Origin of the sequence: Litoribacter ruber, assembly GCF_018500185.1 — a bacterium.
GTDB lineage: Bacteria > Bacteroidota > Bacteroidia > Cytophagales > Cyclobacteriaceae > Litoribacter > Litoribacter ruber.
This window is the reverse complement of the sequence record NZ_JAHBGI010000003.1, coordinates 359,947-378,723: the sequence shown is the minus strand read 5'-3', so window position 1 is coordinate 378,723 and position 18,777 is coordinate 359,947. Positions and strand designations below refer to the sequence as shown.

The 18,777-nt window shown below is 44.4% G+C and carries 12 protein-coding genes; 10 read left to right on the top strand and 2 right to left on the bottom strand.

The genetic code is table 11. The annotated features are described in order from the left end of the window. Nucleotides 1-51 precede the first annotated feature (51 nt). From arfB to KIH41_RS06075, 8 genes are all read left to right on the top strand, one after another. On the top strand, nucleotides 52-459 hold the full coding sequence (gene arfB / locus KIH41_RS06110) for an alternative ribosome rescue aminoacyl-tRNA hydrolase ArfB (RefSeq protein ID WP_214161859.1): 408 nt from the start codon (nucleotides 52-54) through the stop codon (nucleotides 457-459). Between the two features lie 185 nt (nucleotides 460-644). Then, nucleotides 645-1,262, top strand: coding sequence for a TetR/AcrR family transcriptional regulator (locus KIH41_RS06105; protein WP_213943853.1), 618 nt, complete (start codon nucleotides 645-647; stop codon nucleotides 1,260-1,262). Continuing rightward, complete coding sequence (locus KIH41_RS06100) at nucleotides 1,259-2,602, top strand: TolC family protein (protein WP_213943854.1); 1,344 nt, start codon at nucleotides 1,259-1,261, stop codon at nucleotides 2,600-2,602. Before KIH41_RS06105 ends, KIH41_RS06100 begins: the two co-directional genes overlap by 4 nt. Nucleotides 2,603-2,622: 20 nt before the next feature. Beyond that, complete coding sequence (locus KIH41_RS06095) at nucleotides 2,623-3,759, top strand: efflux RND transporter periplasmic adaptor subunit (RefSeq protein WP_214161858.1); 1,137 nt, start codon at nucleotides 2,623-2,625, stop codon at nucleotides 3,757-3,759. 1 nt (nucleotide 3,760) lies between these two features. After that, complete coding sequence (locus tag KIH41_RS06090) at nucleotides 3,761-7,171, top strand: efflux RND transporter permease subunit (RefSeq protein WP_213943856.1); 3,411 nt, start codon at nucleotides 3,761-3,763, stop codon at nucleotides 7,169-7,171. 663 nt (nucleotides 7,172-7,834) lie between these two features. Next, nucleotides 7,835-8,566 (top strand): HAD family hydrolase, encoded by a 732-nt coding sequence (locus tag KIH41_RS06085; protein ID WP_214161857.1) that lies wholly within the window; start codon nucleotides 7,835-7,837, stop codon nucleotides 8,564-8,566. A 6-nt stretch (nucleotides 8,567-8,572) separates the two neighbouring features. Next, entirely contained in the window at nucleotides 8,573-9,364 is a 792-nt protein-coding gene (gene otsB, locus KIH41_RS06080; RefSeq protein ID WP_214161856.1) for a trehalose-phosphatase, read from the top strand. A 1-nt stretch (nucleotide 9,365) separates the two neighbouring features. Then, nucleotides 9,366-11,798 (top strand): glycoside hydrolase family 65 protein, encoded by a 2,433-nt coding sequence (locus tag KIH41_RS06075; protein WP_214161855.1) that lies wholly within the window; start codon nucleotides 9,366-9,368, stop codon nucleotides 11,796-11,798. A gap of 31 nt (nucleotides 11,799-11,829) precedes the next feature. On the opposite strand, the gene KIH41_RS06070 is transcribed toward KIH41_RS06075, so the two are convergent. After that, entirely contained in the window at nucleotides 11,830-13,665 is a 1,836-nt protein-coding gene (locus tag KIH41_RS06070) for a M1 family metallopeptidase (RefSeq protein ID WP_214161854.1), read from the bottom strand. A gap of 279 nt (nucleotides 13,666-13,944) precedes the next feature. Between KIH41_RS06070 and KIH41_RS06065 the strand changes: the two genes are divergently transcribed. Continuing rightward, nucleotides 13,945-14,997, top strand: coding sequence for an NAD-dependent epimerase (locus KIH41_RS06065; protein WP_213943861.1), 1,053 nt, complete (start codon nucleotides 13,945-13,947; stop codon nucleotides 14,995-14,997). A 6-nt stretch (nucleotides 14,998-15,003) separates the two neighbouring features. Then, nucleotides 15,004-16,056: a dTDP-glucose 4,6-dehydratase gene (gene rfbB / locus KIH41_RS06060; protein ID WP_214161853.1), complete on the top strand. Its 1,053-nt coding sequence runs from the start codon at nucleotides 15,004-15,006 to the stop codon at nucleotides 16,054-16,056. A 25-nt stretch (nucleotides 16,057-16,081) separates the two neighbouring features. Here rfbB and KIH41_RS06055 read toward each other — a convergent pair whose 3' ends face one another. Continuing rightward, on the bottom strand, nucleotides 16,082-18,772 hold the full coding sequence (locus tag KIH41_RS06055) for a cation-translocating P-type ATPase (RefSeq protein ID WP_214161852.1): 2,691 nt from the start codon (nucleotides 18,770-18,772) through the stop codon (nucleotides 16,082-16,084). Between the last annotated feature and the right edge of the window lie 5 nt (nucleotides 18,773-18,777).

Sequence of the window (18,777 nt, the reverse complement as noted above, 5' to 3'; positions counted from 1 at the left end):
AAAGCGCCAATTTAACAATTAAAGGGGATTTTCACCCGATTTTTTATCACCATGCCGACTCCCATTCAATATCGCGGACTTGAATCCGAACTCACCTTCCAGACTTCCAGAAGCAGTGGCCCAGGCGGCCAAAATGTAAACAAGGTGGAATCCCGCGTCACCCTCAGGTTTAATGTACCCAATTCCATTATCCTTGCAGAAGAAGAAAAACAAAGGCTTTCGGAGAAACTTGACCTGACCACGGAGGGGGATCTGATCATCAAAAGTCAGGAAACCCGCTCCCAGTTGAAAAATAAGGAGATTGCTATTCAGAAGTTTTATGAAACCTTGAAAGGTGGCCTGGCAAAGAAAAAAGTCAGAAAAGTGACCCGTCCGTCGAAGGCAGCTGTGAAAAAGCGGCTGGAAGCAAAGAAACAGCATTCGCAGAAGAAGCAGAACAGGGGGAAAGTGGATTTTTAAGTATAATGATGAATGTAGAATAATGAATGATGGGTAATGAATTTCTGGAAGAGTGACTTTAGGAACTACACTTTTTTTAGGAATCAGCAGCGAAGTCTTCATAAAAAAATAACCAATTAAAAACTCAGGAAACTTTGAACTCTTCAAAAGTTTCCTGAGTTTTGCAGTTCTAAAATGGGAATGAATTGGAAACGAGAGAAAAGATCATAGAAATCACCACCGAGCGGATTGCCAGATTCGGGGTTCGGAGTGTGACTATGGATGATATTGCGAGGGCTGCGGGGGTTTCGAAAAAGACTATTTATCAGGAGTTTGGCGATAAGGAGCAGCTGGTTTATGATGTGTTCACATCCGAGCTGGACCGCGATGCCGAGATGGTAGAGGGTTTTTTCAAGGAGCCAGGCGGGGTGATCGGCCACCTGATCAAATTGAGCAAGTTTATCCGCGATACCTTCACCAATATGCACCCCATGGTGCTCAATGAGATCCAGCGCTATTACCCTAGATGCTGGCAGCAGTTTGAGAAGTTCAAAGAGGAGCACGCTATCCAGAGCATCATCAAATTGCTGGAGGAAGGAAAGCAGGAGGGGATATTTAGAAAGGAGATCGACAGTGAGATTTTGGCCCAGTTGAGAATGGAGCAGATCACACTAAGTTTTGATCCTATGAAATTTCCCCCGGACAGATTTAATCTTTTAAACGTACAGATGCAGTTGTTTGACCTTTTTCTATACGGGATACTCACCGAAAAAGGAGTCAAAATTTACCACGAAAAAATGAAACATCAGGATTTAGAATTATGAAGAGCTCTTTAAAATATGCCGTTTTGGTGATGTTTGCCATCATGGCTCAACATAAGGTTTTTGCTCAGAACAGGTTTGAGTTTAGTTTGGAGGAAAGTATCCGCTTTGCCTTAGAGAATAACGTGGAGGTAAAAAATGCTATTCTGGATAATGCTGCAGCCAAAGCTACGATTGCAGAAACTAGGTCAGAAGGTCTTCCTCAAATTAACATTGATGCTGGGGCAAGTCATAACATGATTATACCTATCACCCCTTTACCGTCAGAATTAGTAGAAGGAGCACCTCCGGGTGAATTTGTTGGGGTTCAATTTTCACCAGCTTATTTGGCAAATGTTACAGGTACTGTAAGGCAAATGATATTCAACGGCTCCTATTTCGTAGGATTACAGGCAGCCAAGACTTTTAGGGAGCTGTCAGACTTTGACAGGGTCAAAACCGAGATTGATGTAGTGGAAAGTGTCAAAAAAGCCTACTATTCGGTATTGGTGAATGAAGAGCGAGAAGGACTTATTAATTCCAATAAAGTAAGGATAGAAGCCTTGTTAAAAGAAACGAATGTGCTTTTTGAAGAAGGTTTTGCAGAAAGGATTGATGTGTCAAGGATAAAGGTGCAATTGAATAACCTTAAAACGGAACTGGACCGGGCCAGGACAGCCACTGATGTCAGTAAGCAATTGCTCAAATTACAGATGGGTATGCCGATGAATGCCGAGCTTATCTTAGAGGATAAAGTATCTGTTTTGGAAGATGATTTTGAAATTGAAGTATTGTTGCAGGAACAGGGGCAGAGGCGAATCGAACTAGATCAGGTGGAGACTACATTAAAGCTTGCCAATTTGGACTTGAGAAATAACAGGGCCCAGTATTTACCCCGCCTTGATGCCAATTACACTTATCAGCGAAATACCTTCGGCGGAAGTGTGGCTGACTTGACCAGAAACAACTGGTTCCCAGGGTCAATTCTAGGTGTGACATTGCAAATCCCTGTTTTCGATGGACTTTTGAAGGCTTCAAGAATTCAGCAGAATAAAATTCAGGTGAGACAATTGGAAAATCAACGGGAATTTACCCGTGATAATATTGAGTTGGAAAGATTTCAGTCTAGGGCAAACCTCATTAATAGTTTAAATGCCTTGGAGGTGCAGAGGGAAAACCGCGAGCTGGCCGAAGAGGTATTCAACATTGCCAGGATCAAATTTCAGGAAGGCGTTGGGTCAAATTTGGAGGTAGTTGATGCTGATGCTGCACTAAAAGAAGCCGAAACCAATTATTATTCTGCCCTGTACGATGCCGTTATCGCCAAGGTAGACCTTGAAAAAGCCCTTGGAATCCTTAAATAATCCGTGAACACATTGTAGTTATGAAGACATATTCAAAATATCTTATTGTTGCGCTTGGCCTTTTAGCATTTGGCTGCGCCGAAAACGGGGGAGACTCCGAGGTGGATCAGAAAAAGCAGGAGCTTGAAAATTACAGAAAGGAAGCTGGAGACCTGAAGGTGAAAATTGATGAGCTGGAAAGGGAAATTGCAGCCCTAGATCCAAGCTTTGCCAGATCGGAGAGAAAATCGGTGTTGATCACGACCACCCAGCCACAGGTGGGCTCCTTCCAGCATTTTGTGGAGGTGACCGGCTCGGTGATGTCCAAAAAGAACGTCAATATTTCTGCTGAGGTCTCGGGTCGCATACAGGAAATTCCTGCCATCGAAGGCATGAGGGTGCGTAAGGGGCAGGTAATCGCCAGAATTGACGACGAATCAGCCAAAAGAAATGTGGCTGAAATCGAAACCCAACTGGAACTTGCCAGAACAGTCTATGAAAGGCAAAAGCGCCTTTGGGACCAGGAGATCGGTACTGAAATGCAGTATCTGGAAGCCAAAAACAGAAAGGAAAGCCTTGAGAAAAACCTGGAAAGCATCCGCTTACAGGAAGACAGGGCTACCATTGTGGCGCCATTTGACGGTACAGTTGAACAGGTAATGGTGAGAATGGGCGAACTGGTTCAGCCGGGTTCCCCGATTGTCAACTTCATAGGTGAAAGCGATCTGTTTATTGAAGGGGATGTTTCTGAGCGCTACGTAGGGATCTTGAGTAGAGGGGATTCCGTGGAGGTTAATTTCCCTTCATTGAGAAAGAACTTCAAAACCAAGGTGACCGCTGTCGGCTCGGTGATCAATCCAAACAACAGGACATTCAAGGTAGAGGTGTTTTTGCCTAGAATGGACAGCGTGAAGCCGAATATGCTTTCTACCTTGAAAATCATGGATTATGAAAGCGCTACTGCTATCACCGTACCTACCCACCTGATCCTTCAGGACAATAAAGGGGAGTATATTTATGTGGTGGAAAACAGTGTGGCCAGAAAGCAATACATCGAGCGTGGCATGACCTACAGCGAGCGAACGGAGATCTTGGAAGGATTGACCGGGGAGGAGACTTTGGTGGACAAAGGATTCCGTGAAGTAGGGGATAATTTTAAAGTGAATATTTCAGCCTAACATGTCGAAACAGGAAGAGAATAAAAAAGGCGTAATCCGGGAGTTTGGCCTTTCCACCTTGGCGGTGGACAACCGGACCAGTGTGGTTATCCTGACTTTGATTATCGCATTTTTGGGGATGTTTGCCTACCGGACCATGCCCAAGGAGAGCTTTCCGGAGATCGTGATCCCCACCGTTTACGTGGGCACGGTGTACCCGGGTAACTCCCCGATTGATATGGAAAACCTGATCACTAGGCCCATTGAGAAAGAATTAAAATCGATTAACAACGTCAAGGATATTTCCTCGACCTCTATCCAAGATTTTTCATCCATAGTAGTGGAGTTTAATCCCAATGTGGACATTTCCAAAGCCCTTCAGGATGTGAAGGACGCGGTAGACAAGTCGAAGAGTGAATTGCCAACAGACCTTGATAGGGATCCCGATGTAATCGAGATCAACACCTCGGATTTCCCAATCATGAATGTCAATATCTCCGGTAATTATACTGAAGAGGAATTGAAGAAATTTGGTGAATACCTGGAAGATGAAATCGAAAAGCTTCCAGAAATCTCAAAGGCTGAGCTACGCGGTATCGTGGAAAGAGAAATCCGCATCGATGCCGATATCTATAAAATGGAGGCCCTAGGGGTAAGCTTCACGGATATTTCTGACGCAGTGCAGGGTGAGAACGTGACCATCTCGGGTGGTAACATCTTGAGCGGTGAGTTTAGGAGGTCTTTAAGGATCACCGGTGAATTCAAAGACCCATACGAATTGCTTGATATTATAGTCAAGACGGAAAACAACAAAATCGTTTACCTACGTGACGTTGCCAATGTAAATGACACCTTTAAGGAAAGGGAAAGTTATGCCAGGTCCAATAAGTTGCCCGTGGTAACGGTCAATGTGGTGAAAAGAAGCGGGCAGAACCTTTTGGATGCTTCCGATAAAATCAAAGCTATTATTGAAAGAGCCCAAGCCAACCGTTTCCCGGAGGATTTGGAGATTTCGATTACCAATGATCAGTCCAAGGATACCCGATCTCAGGTAGACAACTTGGAAAACAGCATTATTTCAGGGGTGATCCTGGTGGTGTTGGTATTGATGTTCTTCTTAGGATTCAGAAACGCACTTTTTGTGGGTATTGCCATCCCGCTTTCCATGTTCATATCCTTCTTGGTGCTGAACAGCCTCGGGGTTACCTTGAACCTGATGGTTCTCTTCTCTTTGATTTTGGCTCTGGGGATGTTGGTGGATAATGGGATTGTGGTGGTGGAGAATGTCTACCGATTGATGCAGGAAGGCAAAAGTCCTGTACGTGCTGCTAAGGAAGGTGTAGGTGAGGTTGCCTGGCCTATTATCACTTCCACGGCGACCACTTTGGCGGCATTCCTTCCATTGGCTTTTTGGGATGATATCATCGGGGAGTTTATGAAATACCTGCCCATCACCCTGATTATTGTATTGGCATCCTCACTTTTCGTGGCCTTGGTCATCAACCCGGTGTTGACGGCCCTATTTATGAAATTGCAGAATGTGAATGACATCAGGCCAAAGAAAAGACCACTGGTCATCGCCTTGATCCTCTTTACCCTTGCGATCATTTCTTATATGATCGGCTGGTTGGCCACGGGAAGCTTGTTGTTAGTCGCAGCGCTGCTGACCATCTTCAACATTTTTGTGATGAGAAAAGCCATCAAATGGTTTCAGACAGTTTTCTTGGTGAAACTTGAGGATATGTATGAAAAAACCTTGGTGTTTGCCCTTGGAGGTAAAAAACCTTACCTGTTTTTCTTTGGTACAGTATTGTTGCTATTTCTTTCCTTGGTGCTTTTGGCCATTAGGGCGCCAAAGGTGTTGTTTTTCCCAGATAACCAGCCAAGCTTGGTGAACATCTTTATTGAAAAACCTATTGGAACCGATATAGAAGCGACCAATCAGTTTGCCAGTATGATGGAAGATGATTTGGCCGATATCTTTTCCAATTATGAGGAAATCATCGAATCTGTGATCACCCAAGTAGGGGAAGGTGCCGGAGATGACCAAGGGCCGAGCATGGCCAGTACTCCGCATAAGGCTAAAATCACGATCGGCTTTGTGGAGTACCAGTTCCGAAACGGTGTCAATACCAACACCATCATGGAGGAAATCCGCGACTTGGCAGACCGCTACCCTGGAGTTCAGATTACGGTGGACAAACAGCGAAACGGGCCGCCAGTGGGAAGGCCGATCAATATTGAAACCAGTGGGGAGAATTTGGATGACCTGATCACTTTTGTCAATTCAATGAGGGAATATATTGCGGATGGCAATATTGAAGGCATTGAGGAATTGAAAACAGACCTAGAGCTGGGCAATCCGGAGCTTGTGGTGAATATAGACCGCGAGCGAGCCAGAAGATTTGGCCTGTCCACTTCCCAGATAGCCAATGAGCTTAGAACGGCTTTGTTTGGCTTGGAAGTATCCAAATATAAGGAAGGGGAGGACGACTATCCGATTCAGCTCCGCTTGGCGGATGAGTACAGATACGACATCAATTCCCTGATGAACAAAAAGATCAACTTCAGGGACAAGTTTGGCAACCAAAGCGAGATTCCGATTGCTTCTGTAGCCGAGATCGAATACAGCTCGACGTATGGTTCGGTGAGAAGAAAAGACCTTGATCGGGTAATCACTTTGTATTCAAATGTAAATGAAGGATACAACCCCACTGAGATCAATGACAGGATCAAAACCATGTTGAGAGACTATGAAATCCCGGATGGTATTTCTGTAAGGTTTACCGGTGAGCAAGAGGAACAGGAAAAATCAGCAGAATTTTTGACAAGGGCTTTGATCATTTCGGTTTCCCTAATCTTCTTGATCATTGTGGCCCAGTTTAACTCCGTCACCACGCCATTCATTATCATGGCCTCGGTAGTATTGAGTACCATAGGGGTCTTTTTGGGCTTAGTGATCTTCAATATGGATTTTGTAATCATCATGACCGGTATCGGGATTATTTCCCTGGCCGGGGTGGTGGTGAACAACGCCATTGTATTGATAGATTATACGAACCTGGTAAGGGAAAGAAAGCGTGAAGAATTAGGGCTTGAAGAAGATGAATTCCTTCCTTATAATGAGATTTTGAGCTCAATTGTGATTGGTGGCAAGACCAGGTTAAGACCAGTGCTTCTGACAGCCATCACGACCGTACTTGGTTTGATTCCATTGGCATTGGGTATGAACATCAATTTTGGGTCATTGCTCACTTCCTTTGATCCTGAGTTTTATATAGGAGGGGACAATGCAGATTTCTGGGGACCAATGGCTTGGACGGTTATATTTGGGCTAACCTTTGCAACCTTCCTTACGTTAGTAATTGTACCAGTGATGTACCTGCTGGCAGATAAAGTAAATATGAAGGCCCGAAAGCTTTCTAAAGTATAGGTTAAAATAAAGGTTGGTGGTTTTTTAAATGTTCAAATCTCCGGGGTGATGCTCCGGAGATTTTTTATGTTAATTGGCTACAAAGGGCACAAGGTTAAAATAAGTTGCACAAAGTCTAAAGTCTATTTTGCGGAAAAGCAAAATTGGCCACTAAGGACACGAAGTTTTAAAGAAGTAGCACAAAGCTTCATCGTGGACAAGGTTTTACCAGAACTATTGGGTGGGAATATATGGGCCATAAAGCACAAAGTTAAAATGAATTTTCAAGAAGCCATTCTCATTTCGCTGACTCCCTATCCGAAGAGCGAAGCTCTGAGGGAGGGTCACGTGAATAGAGACGGTAAATAACAGGAAGGCCTATAAATGGCTTCTCAAAGCAGCCAGTCCTGCGGTGTACCTAGTACGTGGTATTTCGTACTTTGTACCTTTCGTAAGTACGAAGTTAGAAGCACGAGGTATGAAGTGAACATCGGGTCAGTCACGAAAATAAATAATGAATGTCGAATGATGAATAATGAATAATGAAGTGAATAAATGAAGGTAGGAACCCTCAATTGGCCTCCAAAAGCACCCCGACCTATTGTACATAGTACCTAGTACATTGTACTTAGTACAATAATTCATGGTATAAATATTGGTGCAATTTAAGCAAAGCCTAATCTAATGAAGAATAAAATCATTGCGGCCATTTTTGATCTGGATGGGGTGTTGACGAGGACGGCGGTGCAGCATGCCAAGGCCTGGAAGCAATTGTTTGATGCTTACAATGAACAAAGGAAAGAAGAAGGGGAGCAACCCTTTGAGGATTTTTCCATTGAGATTGATTATCCCAAATATATAGACGGCATCCCCCGCTATGACGGCATCCGGAATTTTCTCCAATCCAGAAATATTGAACTTCCGGAAGGAAATGAATCCGATGAGCCCAACGAACTGACCATAAGGGGGCTGGGAAACAAAAAGAATGAATTCTTTTTGAAGGTCATTGAGGAAGAAGGCGTGGAGGTTTTCGAAAAGAACATAGACCAGATCAAGAAATGGAAAGCCGAAGGGGTGAAAACCGCGGTGATTTCATCCAGCAAAAACTGCAAGAAAATATTGGAAGTAACTGGGATTGAGGAGTTGTTTGAAACAAGGATTGACGGGGTGGTTTCTAAGGAGAGGAACATCAAAGGGAAGCCCAGTCCTGATATTTTTTTAGCTGCTGCCAAGGAGTTGGGGGTGGATCCTGAGGAGAGCATGATCGTAGAAGATGCCATCGCTGGGGTGGAGGCAGGAAGTGCTGGAGGATTTGGATTAGTGGTGGGAATAGTGAACGGAGCCAGCAAAGAAGAGTTACTTAAAAACGGGGCCGATCTGGCCGTGCAAGATTTAACAGACGTCAAACTGAATTAACCATATATGAGAGCATCCAAGGAATTGCCTTCCGCAATTGAAAGAATTGATGATTTTAAAAAAGCTTTTCAAGAGAAGAAACCGCTGATATTTTTGGATTTTGATGGCACACTTTCCCCCATAGTGGAAAACCATGAGGATGCGGAAATCTCGGCTGAAATGAAGAAAACGGTACAGGAGCTATCCAAAAAGTATCAGGTGGCCATCATCAGCGGGAGGGGGTTGGAGGATGTGAAAGATAAGGCTGGGATTGCTGATATTTATTACGCGGGTAGTCATGGTTTTGAGATTTCCGGACCGGCAAACTTCCATGAAGAAAACGATGAAGCCCAAGAAGTGCTCCCCGCCTTTGATGAGCTGGAGCCAAAATTGAAATCAGCGCTTGAGGACCTGAAAGGCGTGAGGTTTGAACGCAAAAAGTTTACCCTGGCGGTGCATTATAGGAAATTGAAGGAAGAAAGGGAAACTGAGTTTTTGAAGATGGTGAAAGATTGCCTGAAAGACTTTCCCAGGTTGAATATGGGGGAAGGAAAAAAAGTGGTAGAGATCAAACCAAACATTGACTGGCATAAAGGAAAGGCTGTAGGGTTTTTGATGAATAAGCTCACCAAAGACTCTGGAGAGATGTTGCCCGTGTTTTTGGGAGACGACCTGACGGATGAGGATGCTTTTCAGGAGTTGAAAAAAGAAGGGATGGGGATTTTGGTGGGAGACCATGGCAAAAAGTCCCATGCTGATTACTCCTTGAAGTCAGTAGATGAAGTTCAAGAGTTTTTGCAGAAATTAATTAAGTTTTAGTATGGTTGAGGATACCTGGAAAGTAGTCTATAAGTCATTTGAACCTAAGGAAGAGACTTTGCGAGAGGCCCTATGCGCTCTTGGAAACGGTTACTTTACCACCAGGGGGGCTGCGGAGGAATCCGTCGCAGGGAAGTATCATTATCCTGGGACCTACCTTGCCAGTGGATTCAACCGCCTTAAGACCGAAATCGCCGGAAAGTGGATCGAAAACGAGGACCTTGTCAACTGGCCAGATTGGACGGTACTGAAATACAGACACGAGGATGGGGATTGGATACAGCTGTCGGAGGTGGAAATCATTGGCTATCGGCAGGAGTTGAACCTTCAAAAGGGAATTCTCTCTAGGAAAATACGGATCAAGGATGCCAAAGGAAGGACCTCCAAGCTGGTCACCCGCAGGATCGTATGCATGCACAATAAAAACCTGGCTGCCATCAAATGGGAATTTACTCCGGTAAACTGGTCAGGCAACATCATCGTCCACAACGGTCTGGATGGATCGGTGATTAACCACGGGGTGGAAAGGTACCGGGATTTGAATAGCAAGCATCTGGTAGTTCTTGATACGGGGACCATGGGAAAAAGCGGGATCTACTTAAAAGTCCGGTCAAACCAATCCGAGATTATAATGGCGCAAGCCGCCAAACTTCTTATTGATGGGAGTTCGGTAAAGCCGATCCATAAAGAGAAATTGCCAGAATACATAGGGGAAGAGTTTGAGGTAGGGGTGGCAGCAGGAAAACCGGTTACCATTGAGAAAATTGTTTCCATTTTCACATCCAAAGACAACGCCATTTCAGAGCCTTTGATGGAAGCAAAAACTTTGGTAGGCAGGACGCTGGGTTTTGATGATTTGCTTGAAAAGCATATTGCAGAGTGGAAAGGAATCTGGAAGGAAAGCGATGTCAAGCTGGAGGCGGACAATGGTGAGGACCAATTGGTTCTCAGGCTGCATATCTTCCATATTTTTCAGACTTATTCTTTTAACACGATCGGGATCGATGCGGGGATCCCAGCACGGGGACTTCATGGTGAGGCCTATAGGGGACATATTTTTTGGGATGAAATATTCGTTTTCCCATTCTTCAATATTAGTCGGCCTGAAATTTCCAAATCCTTACTTATGTATAGGTACAGGCGCCTCAACGAAGCTAGGTATGCCGCTCAGGAGGCTGGTTTTGATGGGGCAATGTATCCATGGCAAAGTGGCAGTAACGGGAGGGAAGAAAGCCAGGTGATCCATTTAAACCCAGCCTCGGGCCGATGGTTGCCGGATCATACCTTTCTGCAAAGGCATGTCAATGCCACCATAGCTTATAATGTCTGGCACTACTTTGAGATTACCGGTGATTTGGAGTTCCTTTCGTTTTATGGAGCGGAAATGCTATTGGAAATTGCCAAGTTTTGGGCAAGTATGGCCTCATTCAATAAAGAAAAAGGGAGGTATGAAATCTTAAACATCGTTGGCCCTGATGAATATCACACCCATTATCCGGGTTCGGATCAACCTGGTTTGAACAACAATGCCTACACCAATGTCATGGCCGTCTTTTGTTTGATTCATGCGCTGAAGACTATAAAAAAACTCGATAAGGAAATCGCCGCCGTTTTATTGGAACAGCTGGAAATAGATAAGAGCCAGTTAAAGAAGTGGGAGGAGATTATCAAAAAGATGTTTGTTCCCTTTGTGGGGAATAAGAAAGTGATCGAACAGTTTGAGGGATTTGACAAGCTCGAGGAGGTGGATTGGGGAAAATACCATGCTGAATACGGGGAGGTGTTGAGGCTGGATAGGATCATGGAGAAGGAGGGGGATGATGTGAATAGATACCGAGCTGTCAAGCAGGCGGATGTTTTGATGCTTTTCTTCCTGTTTTCCTCAGATGAGCTCTGCGATATGTTTGGCAGAATGGGCTATGAATTCAACCCAAAAGTGCAGATTCCGGAGACAATTGCATATTATCAGAAAATCACGGCCCACGGTTCTACCTTAAGTAAAGTGGTTCACAGTTGGGTATATGCCCGGTCCCGAAGGGAGGAAAGCTGGAAAAACTTCAAAAAAGCCCTGATGAGTGACTTCAAGGATGTGCAGGGTGGCACTACTTCGGAGGGCATCCATTTGGGAGCGATGGCAGGTTCACTGGATCTCATACAGCGCTGCTATACGGGGATGGATTTCCGTGAGGACTGCCTATTTTTCAACCCGAGGTTGCCAGAAAACGTGCAGAAAATCCAATTCAGGATTCGGTACAGGAAGCATTGGCTGGAAATAATAGTGACAAAAGGGAAATTTGAAATCCGAAACAGGGGAGGTTGGGGTGGCCAAATCCATATCATGCTTGTCAAACAAAAAGTCTCTCTGAAGAAAGGAGAAACCAAAATCCTGGAATTTCATCATAAATCCACGAAAAAAAAGGAGCCTGAAAATTAATCAGGCTCCTTTTTAAATATCTAGTGCTGGATTATAACTCCAGCCTATTGTTTTCTCTATCCACATCAGCCATTCTGCCAGATGGGTCGATTTCCACAGACTTAATATCTGATTTTGGACGGTCTATAGTCACTTCAATGGTTGGGTTGGTCCATGGCCATCTTTGTGTTTTGATGCGGGTAGGCATGCCTTCTTCCTCGGGCTTTTCCCCTCTCATGATTACCAAAGGAAGGTAAACCAATTCTTCGGAACCATCCTGGTAAGTGATTACCAGGTCGATTGGCATTGGCATTTTGCCTTTACGCTCCAATGTGATTTTGCTTTTACCTCCATTATAATCATCCACGCTATTCACAGCGTAATCAATGGTTTTGGTGGTATAAACCCAATATTCCTTATACCAGTCAAGTTCCAATCCACTTTGTTTTTCCATCACTCGGATCACATCATTTGGATTTGGGTGCTTAAACTGCCAAGTATCCCAGTATTTCAACATGCCTTGGTCACGGTTTTCCTTGCCGATGATATAGCCCAATTGCTCCAAGAAAACAGCCCCTTTGTTGTAGGAAGCTGCTCCATATGCGGCATTGATGTGGTAATGGTCAGCATGTGTTGAAAGAGGCTCTTCCAACCCGGACTGCACCAATCTGAAGTACCCTCTGTACGAACCTCTTTGAGGATCATCACTGGGGGTTTCTGCGAAAAGCTCATTCATGGCCAAATTGGAGGCATAGGAAGTGAAACCCTCGTCCATCCATGGGTGAAGCGCCTCATTGGAGGCCAAAACGCCATGGAACCAGCTGTGAGCCAACTCGTGGATCATCACGCCTACCAAGCTGCCTAAGCTTCTATGGCCTGTGATCAAGGTGGACATGGGATACTCCATTCCTCCGTCGCCACCTTGGATTACCGAATACTGCTTGTAAGGGTATTCGCCAAAGTGCTCGCTCATAAATTCAATTGCGGCAGGCGTATATTCCTTCAGCTTGCTCCAGTTTTCTTCGGTTTCTTCGTTTTTGATATATAGATGGTGAACAGTCACCCCGTTATCCATTTCGATTTTGTCATGGGTGTAGTTGGGGTCAGCTGCCCACATGAAGTCGTGAACTTTAGGGGCGTGAAAATGCCAAGTCAGGGTTTTGCCTCTTGGGGATTTCACTTTCTGGCCTTCTTCTTCATAGCCGTGGCCTACCTGGTTAGGGTTTTGAACATAACCCGTTCCGCCAAGTACATAGCTTTTGTCTATCGTGATCTTCACATCAAAATCACCCCAGTTGCCATAGAACTCCCTTCCGATATAAGGGTTGGCGTGCCAGCCTTGGTAATCATAGTTGGCCAACTTAGGGTACCACTGGGACATGCTATAGCGCACGCCCTCCTCATTATCACGTCCTGCTCTTCTGATTTGGAGAGGCACTTGCCCTTCAAATTTCATGTCCAAGGTTACTGTGCTGTTTGGTAGAATTGGTTCGCTAAGGTTAACCTCCAAAATGGTCCCTACGTGCTCATAATCCAAAGCTTTTCCATCTAGGGTAAGGCTGTTTACCTTCAGGTATCCAATCTCATCTGATTTCAGGTTATTTATTCTGTCTCCAACTCTTCTGTCAGGGTCAGCGATGGTCCTGCTTCTGACATCCATCATGCTGTTAGGCTGGAAGGCGTTGTAATAAAGGTGGTAAAAAAGACGGTCGAGTGTATCGGGGGAATTGTTGGTGTAGGATAGTTTTTGGGTGCCTGTATATTGGTTTTTTTGCACATCCATATCCACTTCCATTTCATATTTCACTGCTTGCTGCCATCGGTCAGGTTGAGCGAAAGCGGCAAAGCTCAGTAAACAAAAGAGAAATGCTGATAATGATATTTTCATAGAGGGTCTCAATTTTTTGCCTAAAATAAGCCAAAATAATAGGCATAGGCAAACCATTAATAAAAGTTTGGCTCATATTGGCTATGTTTTTGTTCGAGTCATTTGCGAAAAATCTCCTGAAATTGTTTTGGGGAAGTTAAAAATGTGCCCCAATTGAAAGGCCCTATTAGTAAATAGAGATTTTAAATAGTAATTTAACGTCCTGAAATAACAATTTGCAAGTAGGGTTTCTCGGGAGAAGAAACCTATTTTGTGTCTAAGTAATATATAACAAACCTTATGAAATTTTTAATTACCGGTACAGCCGGTTTTATTGGATTCCACCTGGCAAAGAAGATTTTAGACAGAGGGGATGAGGTCATTGGTCTCGACAATATCAACGATTATTATGATGTGAATTTGAAGTATTCCCGCTTGGAGAATACGGGGATCGACCGTGAGGCCATCGAATGGCACAAGAAGGTAAGCTCCAGCAAGTATCCCAATTATTCATTTGTCAGGATGAATTTGGAGGACAAAGAGCAAATGATGGAGCTTTTTGAAAATGAGAAATTTGATGTGGTGATCAACTTAGCCGCCCAGGCGGGGGTTCGCTACTCCCTGACCAATCCGGATGCTTACATCGATGCCAATATCATTGGTTTTCTGAATATTCTGGAGGCCTGCAGGAAATATCCTGTCAAGCATTTGGTGTACGCATCATCTAGTTCTGTTTACGGGGCCAATACCAAGATGCCATTTTCCATCCACCACAATGTGGATCATCCAGTGTCTTTATATGCGACTTCCAAGAAATCCAATGAACTGATGGCGCATACCTATAGCCATTTGTTCAATATCCCAACAACTGGCTTGAGGTTTTTTACTGTATATGGACCTTGGGGCAGGCCTGATATGGCGCTTTTCCTGTTTACGGAAGCTATCCTCAAGGATGAGGCCATCAATGTTTTCAATGAGGGTAAAATGAAAAGGGACTTCACTTTCATCGAGGATATTGTGGAAGGTGTAATGAGGGTGGCTGATAGACCTGCTGCTCGGAACCAGGATTGGACCGGTGACGAGCCAGATCCGGGGACTTCCTATGCCCCTTATCGAGTATATAATATCGGGAATTCCAACCCAGTGCTTTTGATGGATTTCATCAAGGCAATTGAGGTGAAACTTGGCAAGGAAGCCAAGAAAAACCTGCTGCCATTGCAACCTGGTGATGTGCCGGCTTCGCATGCAGATGTGGAAGACCTCGTTCGTGACTGCGACTACAAACCCAATACGCCTATCCAAAAAGGAATTGATGCCTTCATAGAGTGGTACAGGGAATATTACAATAAATAATTAAAGATGAAAAAATCTATTCTAATTACCGGTGGTGCCGGTTTTATCGGTTGCCATGTGGTGAAAAGATTTGTGCAGAAATACCCTGAATATAGGATCATCAATCTTGATGCATTGACTTATGCGGGAAATTTGGAGAACCTGAAAGAAGTGGAAGATGCCACTAATTATCAGTTTGCCAAGGTTGATATTTTGGATGAGGAAAATTTGGAAAGAGTCTTCCGTGATTACCAAATTACCGATGTAATACACTTGGCGGCTGAATCCCATGTGGACAGGTCGATTACCGATCCGTTGGCTTTTGTGAAAACCAATGTAATCGGTACGGTTAACCTGCTCAATGCGGCCAAATCATATTGGAAAGATTATGATAACCATCTTTTCTATCATGTATCTACAGACGAGGTTTATGGATCATTGCATGACGACAGTTTCTTTTTGGAAACCACGCCATATGATCCCCAATCACCATATTCGGCCTCCAAAGCTTCTTCAGATCACTTTGTGAGGGCTTATGCCAATACGTATAAGCTTAAAACGGTCATTAGTAATTGCTCGAATAATTATGGGCCAAACCAGTTTCCGGAAAAACTGATCCCCCTTTGCATCAACAATATCCGAAACAACAAACCTCTTCCTATATATGGAAAAGGTGAAAATGTAAGGGACTGGTTGTACGTGGAAGATCATGCCGCGGCAATAGATGTGGTGTTTCATAAGGGCAAATCTGGGGAGACCTACAACATCGGAGGCTTCAATGAATGGAAAAACATCGATATTGTAAAGACCCTTTGTGCCAAAATGGATCAAAAGCTTGGTCGCGAGCATGGCACTTCCGAGAAGCTGATCACCTATGTGACCGACCGTGCAGGACATGACCTTCGCTACGCAATTGACGCTACTAAAATCCAGCAGGAATTGGGCTGGGAGCCTTCATTGCAATTTGAAGAAGGAATTGAAAAAACGATTGATTGGTATATTGAAAACGAGGAGTGGTTAAACAACGTAACCTCTGGGAATTACCAGCAATACTACGATACACATTATACAGAGAGATAAAAAAGACCGGCCCATGGCCGGTTTTTTATTTTAGGTTGAACTTATCCCTAATAAACTTATAGGCTTCTCCAAACCATAAAACAGAAGAGGAGAGAAGTCCCAAAACCATAAGTTCTGAAAAGGAAATCGGGTCAAATTGGAACAGGTCTTCAAAAAATGGCACTTCAATGATCAAGATCTGAATGACCAATGAGACGATCAAAGCTATGTTTACATATTTATTTGAAAACAAGCCGATTTTGAATATGGACAGTGAAAGTGTTCTCATGTTGAATACATTAAACAGCTGACAAAAGGCCATGATAAGGAATGCTGCGGACCGGGCCTTTTGGAGTCCCTCAGGTAGGAAGTAATTGAAAGCCCCAAGCGCCAGCACTGTCATCAAAGCAGCATTTATAAAAAGGAAGGGGACAACTGTTTTATTTAGGATTTTTTCCTTTGGGTTTACCGGTTTTGAACGCAATTCGTGCCCATGTCCTTTTTCTGTGGCCATAGCCGTGGTGCAGGTTCCATCGGTCACCAAATTGAGCCAAAGAATTTGGGTGGCAGTCAAGGGAACAGGCATGCCTAGAAGTACTGCTGTCAGAAGGGTGGCAATTTCTGCAAAATTGGTGGTTAATAGAAAAAAACTGGTGTGCCGAGTGTTGTTGAAAACGATTCGGCCTTCTTCCACCGCCTTAATTATAGTCGAGAAATTGTCGTCAGCCAAGATCACTTTTGCAGAATCCCTGGCCACATCTGTGCCCATTATCCCCATGGCCACGCCCACATCCGCTTTCTTCAAAGCAGGCGCGTCATTGACTCCATCACCAGTCATGGCAATCAGTTCCCCTTTTTTCTGGAGAGCCGTAGCGATTTTCAGTTTCATGTTTGGTGTTAACCTTGCAAACACATCCACATGTTGGATGGCATGCTCAAACTCCTTTTCATCTAGATTGAGAAGCTGTGTTTCTGTAAGGGCAAGGGGTTCCCGATTGTCCTCTTCCTCAATAATCCCGGTAGCTTTGGCTATCGATATAGCTGTGTTGATATGGTCTCCAGTTGCCATGACTACCCTAATACCAGCCTGTTTGCTTTTTTGAACAGCGTCTTTCACATCCGGTCGAGGTGGGTCAATCATTCCCACTAGTCCTGCAAATACCAAGTTGTTGATGTCTTCTTCTTCAAGTTTTGAAGTGTCGGTATCGACATCCTTGTAAGCTAGGGCAATTACGCGCATGCTGTTGGAAGACCATTGGTCAATCTTTTTGCGAACTCTGGCCTTTTCGACAGAGTCCAGCCTGATTTCCCCATTATCCCGAAGACATTTCAAGCTTTTGTACAAGACCTGCTCAGGAGCACCCACTACCAGGATTTGACGCTTACCCATTTCATCAATCAGGGATGCCCGCATCTTGATGGTGGAATTAAAAGGCATGTCATCCAGCTTTGCGATAAAGTCAGAAGTCAAAGGAGAATACCCTCCTTTTCTGGCCAGCACCAGCAGAGCCCCTTCGGTTGGGTCACCTACCAATTGGTAGCGGTCTGTTTCGTTATCATGCTGGATTGATGAGTTGTTGCTCCAAGTGCATATTTTAAAGAGGAGTTTCATCATGGGAGTTTCGTCCAAATCACAAATCTTATCCTTGAATGTGAAGTTCCCCACGGGCATCCATCCTTCTCCCGAAACATTCCATTCATACTCACCCGGCACACTCAGTTTTCTTACCGTCAAGGTGTTTTGGGTGAGAGTGCCTGTTTTGTCGGTAATTATGGTAGTGACTGCTCCCAATGTTTCGGTAGCGGTAAATTCCCGGATGATAGCCTTTCTTTTTGCCATCCTGTTAGCACCTATGGCCAACACGATGGAGAGCACCGCAGGAAGGCCTTCTGGAATTGAAGAAACCAGCGCTGCAATGGCAATCAAAAGGGTTTCCTCAAGAGGAGCTTTTTGGACAAAATATGCTACTGTAAAGAGTAGTAAAGCACTGATTATGGCGATGAAGGCCATCTGCTTGGCCAACACATCGGTTTTTTTTTGAAAGTTGGTTTTGGCAACTTTTATGGTGTCAAGGGATTGGGCGATTTCGCCCAGGGCGGTGCTAAGTCCTGTACTGGTTACCATCGCCAAGGCAAACCCTCCAGCGATGAATGTGCCTTTATATACCATGTTGGACCGGTCGGCAAGGACTTTGCCTTCGGGAAGCTGGTCAGTAGATTTGTTGACGGGGACCGATTCCCCCGTCAGTGGTGCTTCGATAGCCCTGATATTTTTGGCTTCAATCAGCCGTCCATCAGCTGGGATGTGGTCACCTTCCTCAAGAATAATAATATCACCAGGCACTAGATCCCTGGCAGGAATCTGAATGGTCTGGCCTTCACGGATTACCTTGCTTTTAATTTCAATGTAAGATCTGAGAGAAGCCACGGCCTTCTCCGCTTTATACTCCTGGATGAACCCAATGGTGGTGTTGATGAAGATTACAGCCAGTATAATATAAAAATCAGCCTGGTGGTCGGTCAGAAAAGCAATGGTGGCTGCAATGAAAAGAATAAGGATAAGAAGGCTTTGAAACTGTTTTAAAAGGATCCAAACCCAATGTTTGGCAGCCGGTTCGGGGATTTCGTTAAAGCCATACCTAGTCCGGCGATCCTGGATTTCAGTTTCCCGAAGTCCCGTCACGCCGGAATTTAGTTTTCCTAAGGCTTCATCAGTAGATAAGGCATGCCAATTCATTAATC

Excerpts from the sequence above, each read along its gene's own strand:
- KIH41_RS06090 (WP_213943856.1), top strand. The coding sequence starts at position 3,761 with ATGTCGAAACAGGAAGAGAATAAAAAAGGCGTAATCCGGGAGTTTGGC.
- arfB (WP_214161859.1), top strand. The coding sequence starts at position 52 with ATGCCGACTCCCATTCAATATCGCGGACTTGAATCCGAACTCACCTTC.
- KIH41_RS06100 (WP_213943854.1), top strand. The coding sequence starts at position 1,259 with ATGAAGAGCTCTTTAAAATATGCCGTTTTGGTGATGTTTGCCATCATG.
- KIH41_RS06055 (WP_214161852.1), bottom strand. The coding sequence starts at position 18,772 with ATGAATTGGCATGCCTTATCTACTGATGAAGCCTTAGGAAAACTAAAT.
- KIH41_RS06065 (WP_213943861.1), top strand. The coding sequence starts at position 13,945 with ATGAAATTTTTAATTACCGGTACAGCCGGTTTTATTGGATTCCACCTG.
- KIH41_RS06075 (WP_214161855.1), top strand. The coding sequence starts at position 9,366 with ATGGTTGAGGATACCTGGAAAGTAGTCTATAAGTCATTTGAACCTAAG.
- KIH41_RS06070 (WP_214161854.1), bottom strand. The coding sequence starts at position 13,665 with ATGAAAATATCATTATCAGCATTTCTCTTTTGTTTACTGAGCTTTGCC.
- otsB (WP_214161856.1), top strand. The coding sequence starts at position 8,573 with ATGAGAGCATCCAAGGAATTGCCTTCCGCAATTGAAAGAATTGATGAT.
- rfbB (WP_214161853.1), top strand. The coding sequence starts at position 15,004 with ATGAAAAAATCTATTCTAATTACCGGTGGTGCCGGTTTTATCGGTTGC.
- KIH41_RS06085 (WP_214161857.1), top strand. The coding sequence starts at position 7,835 with ATGAAGAATAAAATCATTGCGGCCATTTTTGATCTGGATGGGGTGTTG.
- KIH41_RS06095 (WP_214161858.1), top strand. The coding sequence starts at position 2,623 with ATGAAGACATATTCAAAATATCTTATTGTTGCGCTTGGCCTTTTAGCA.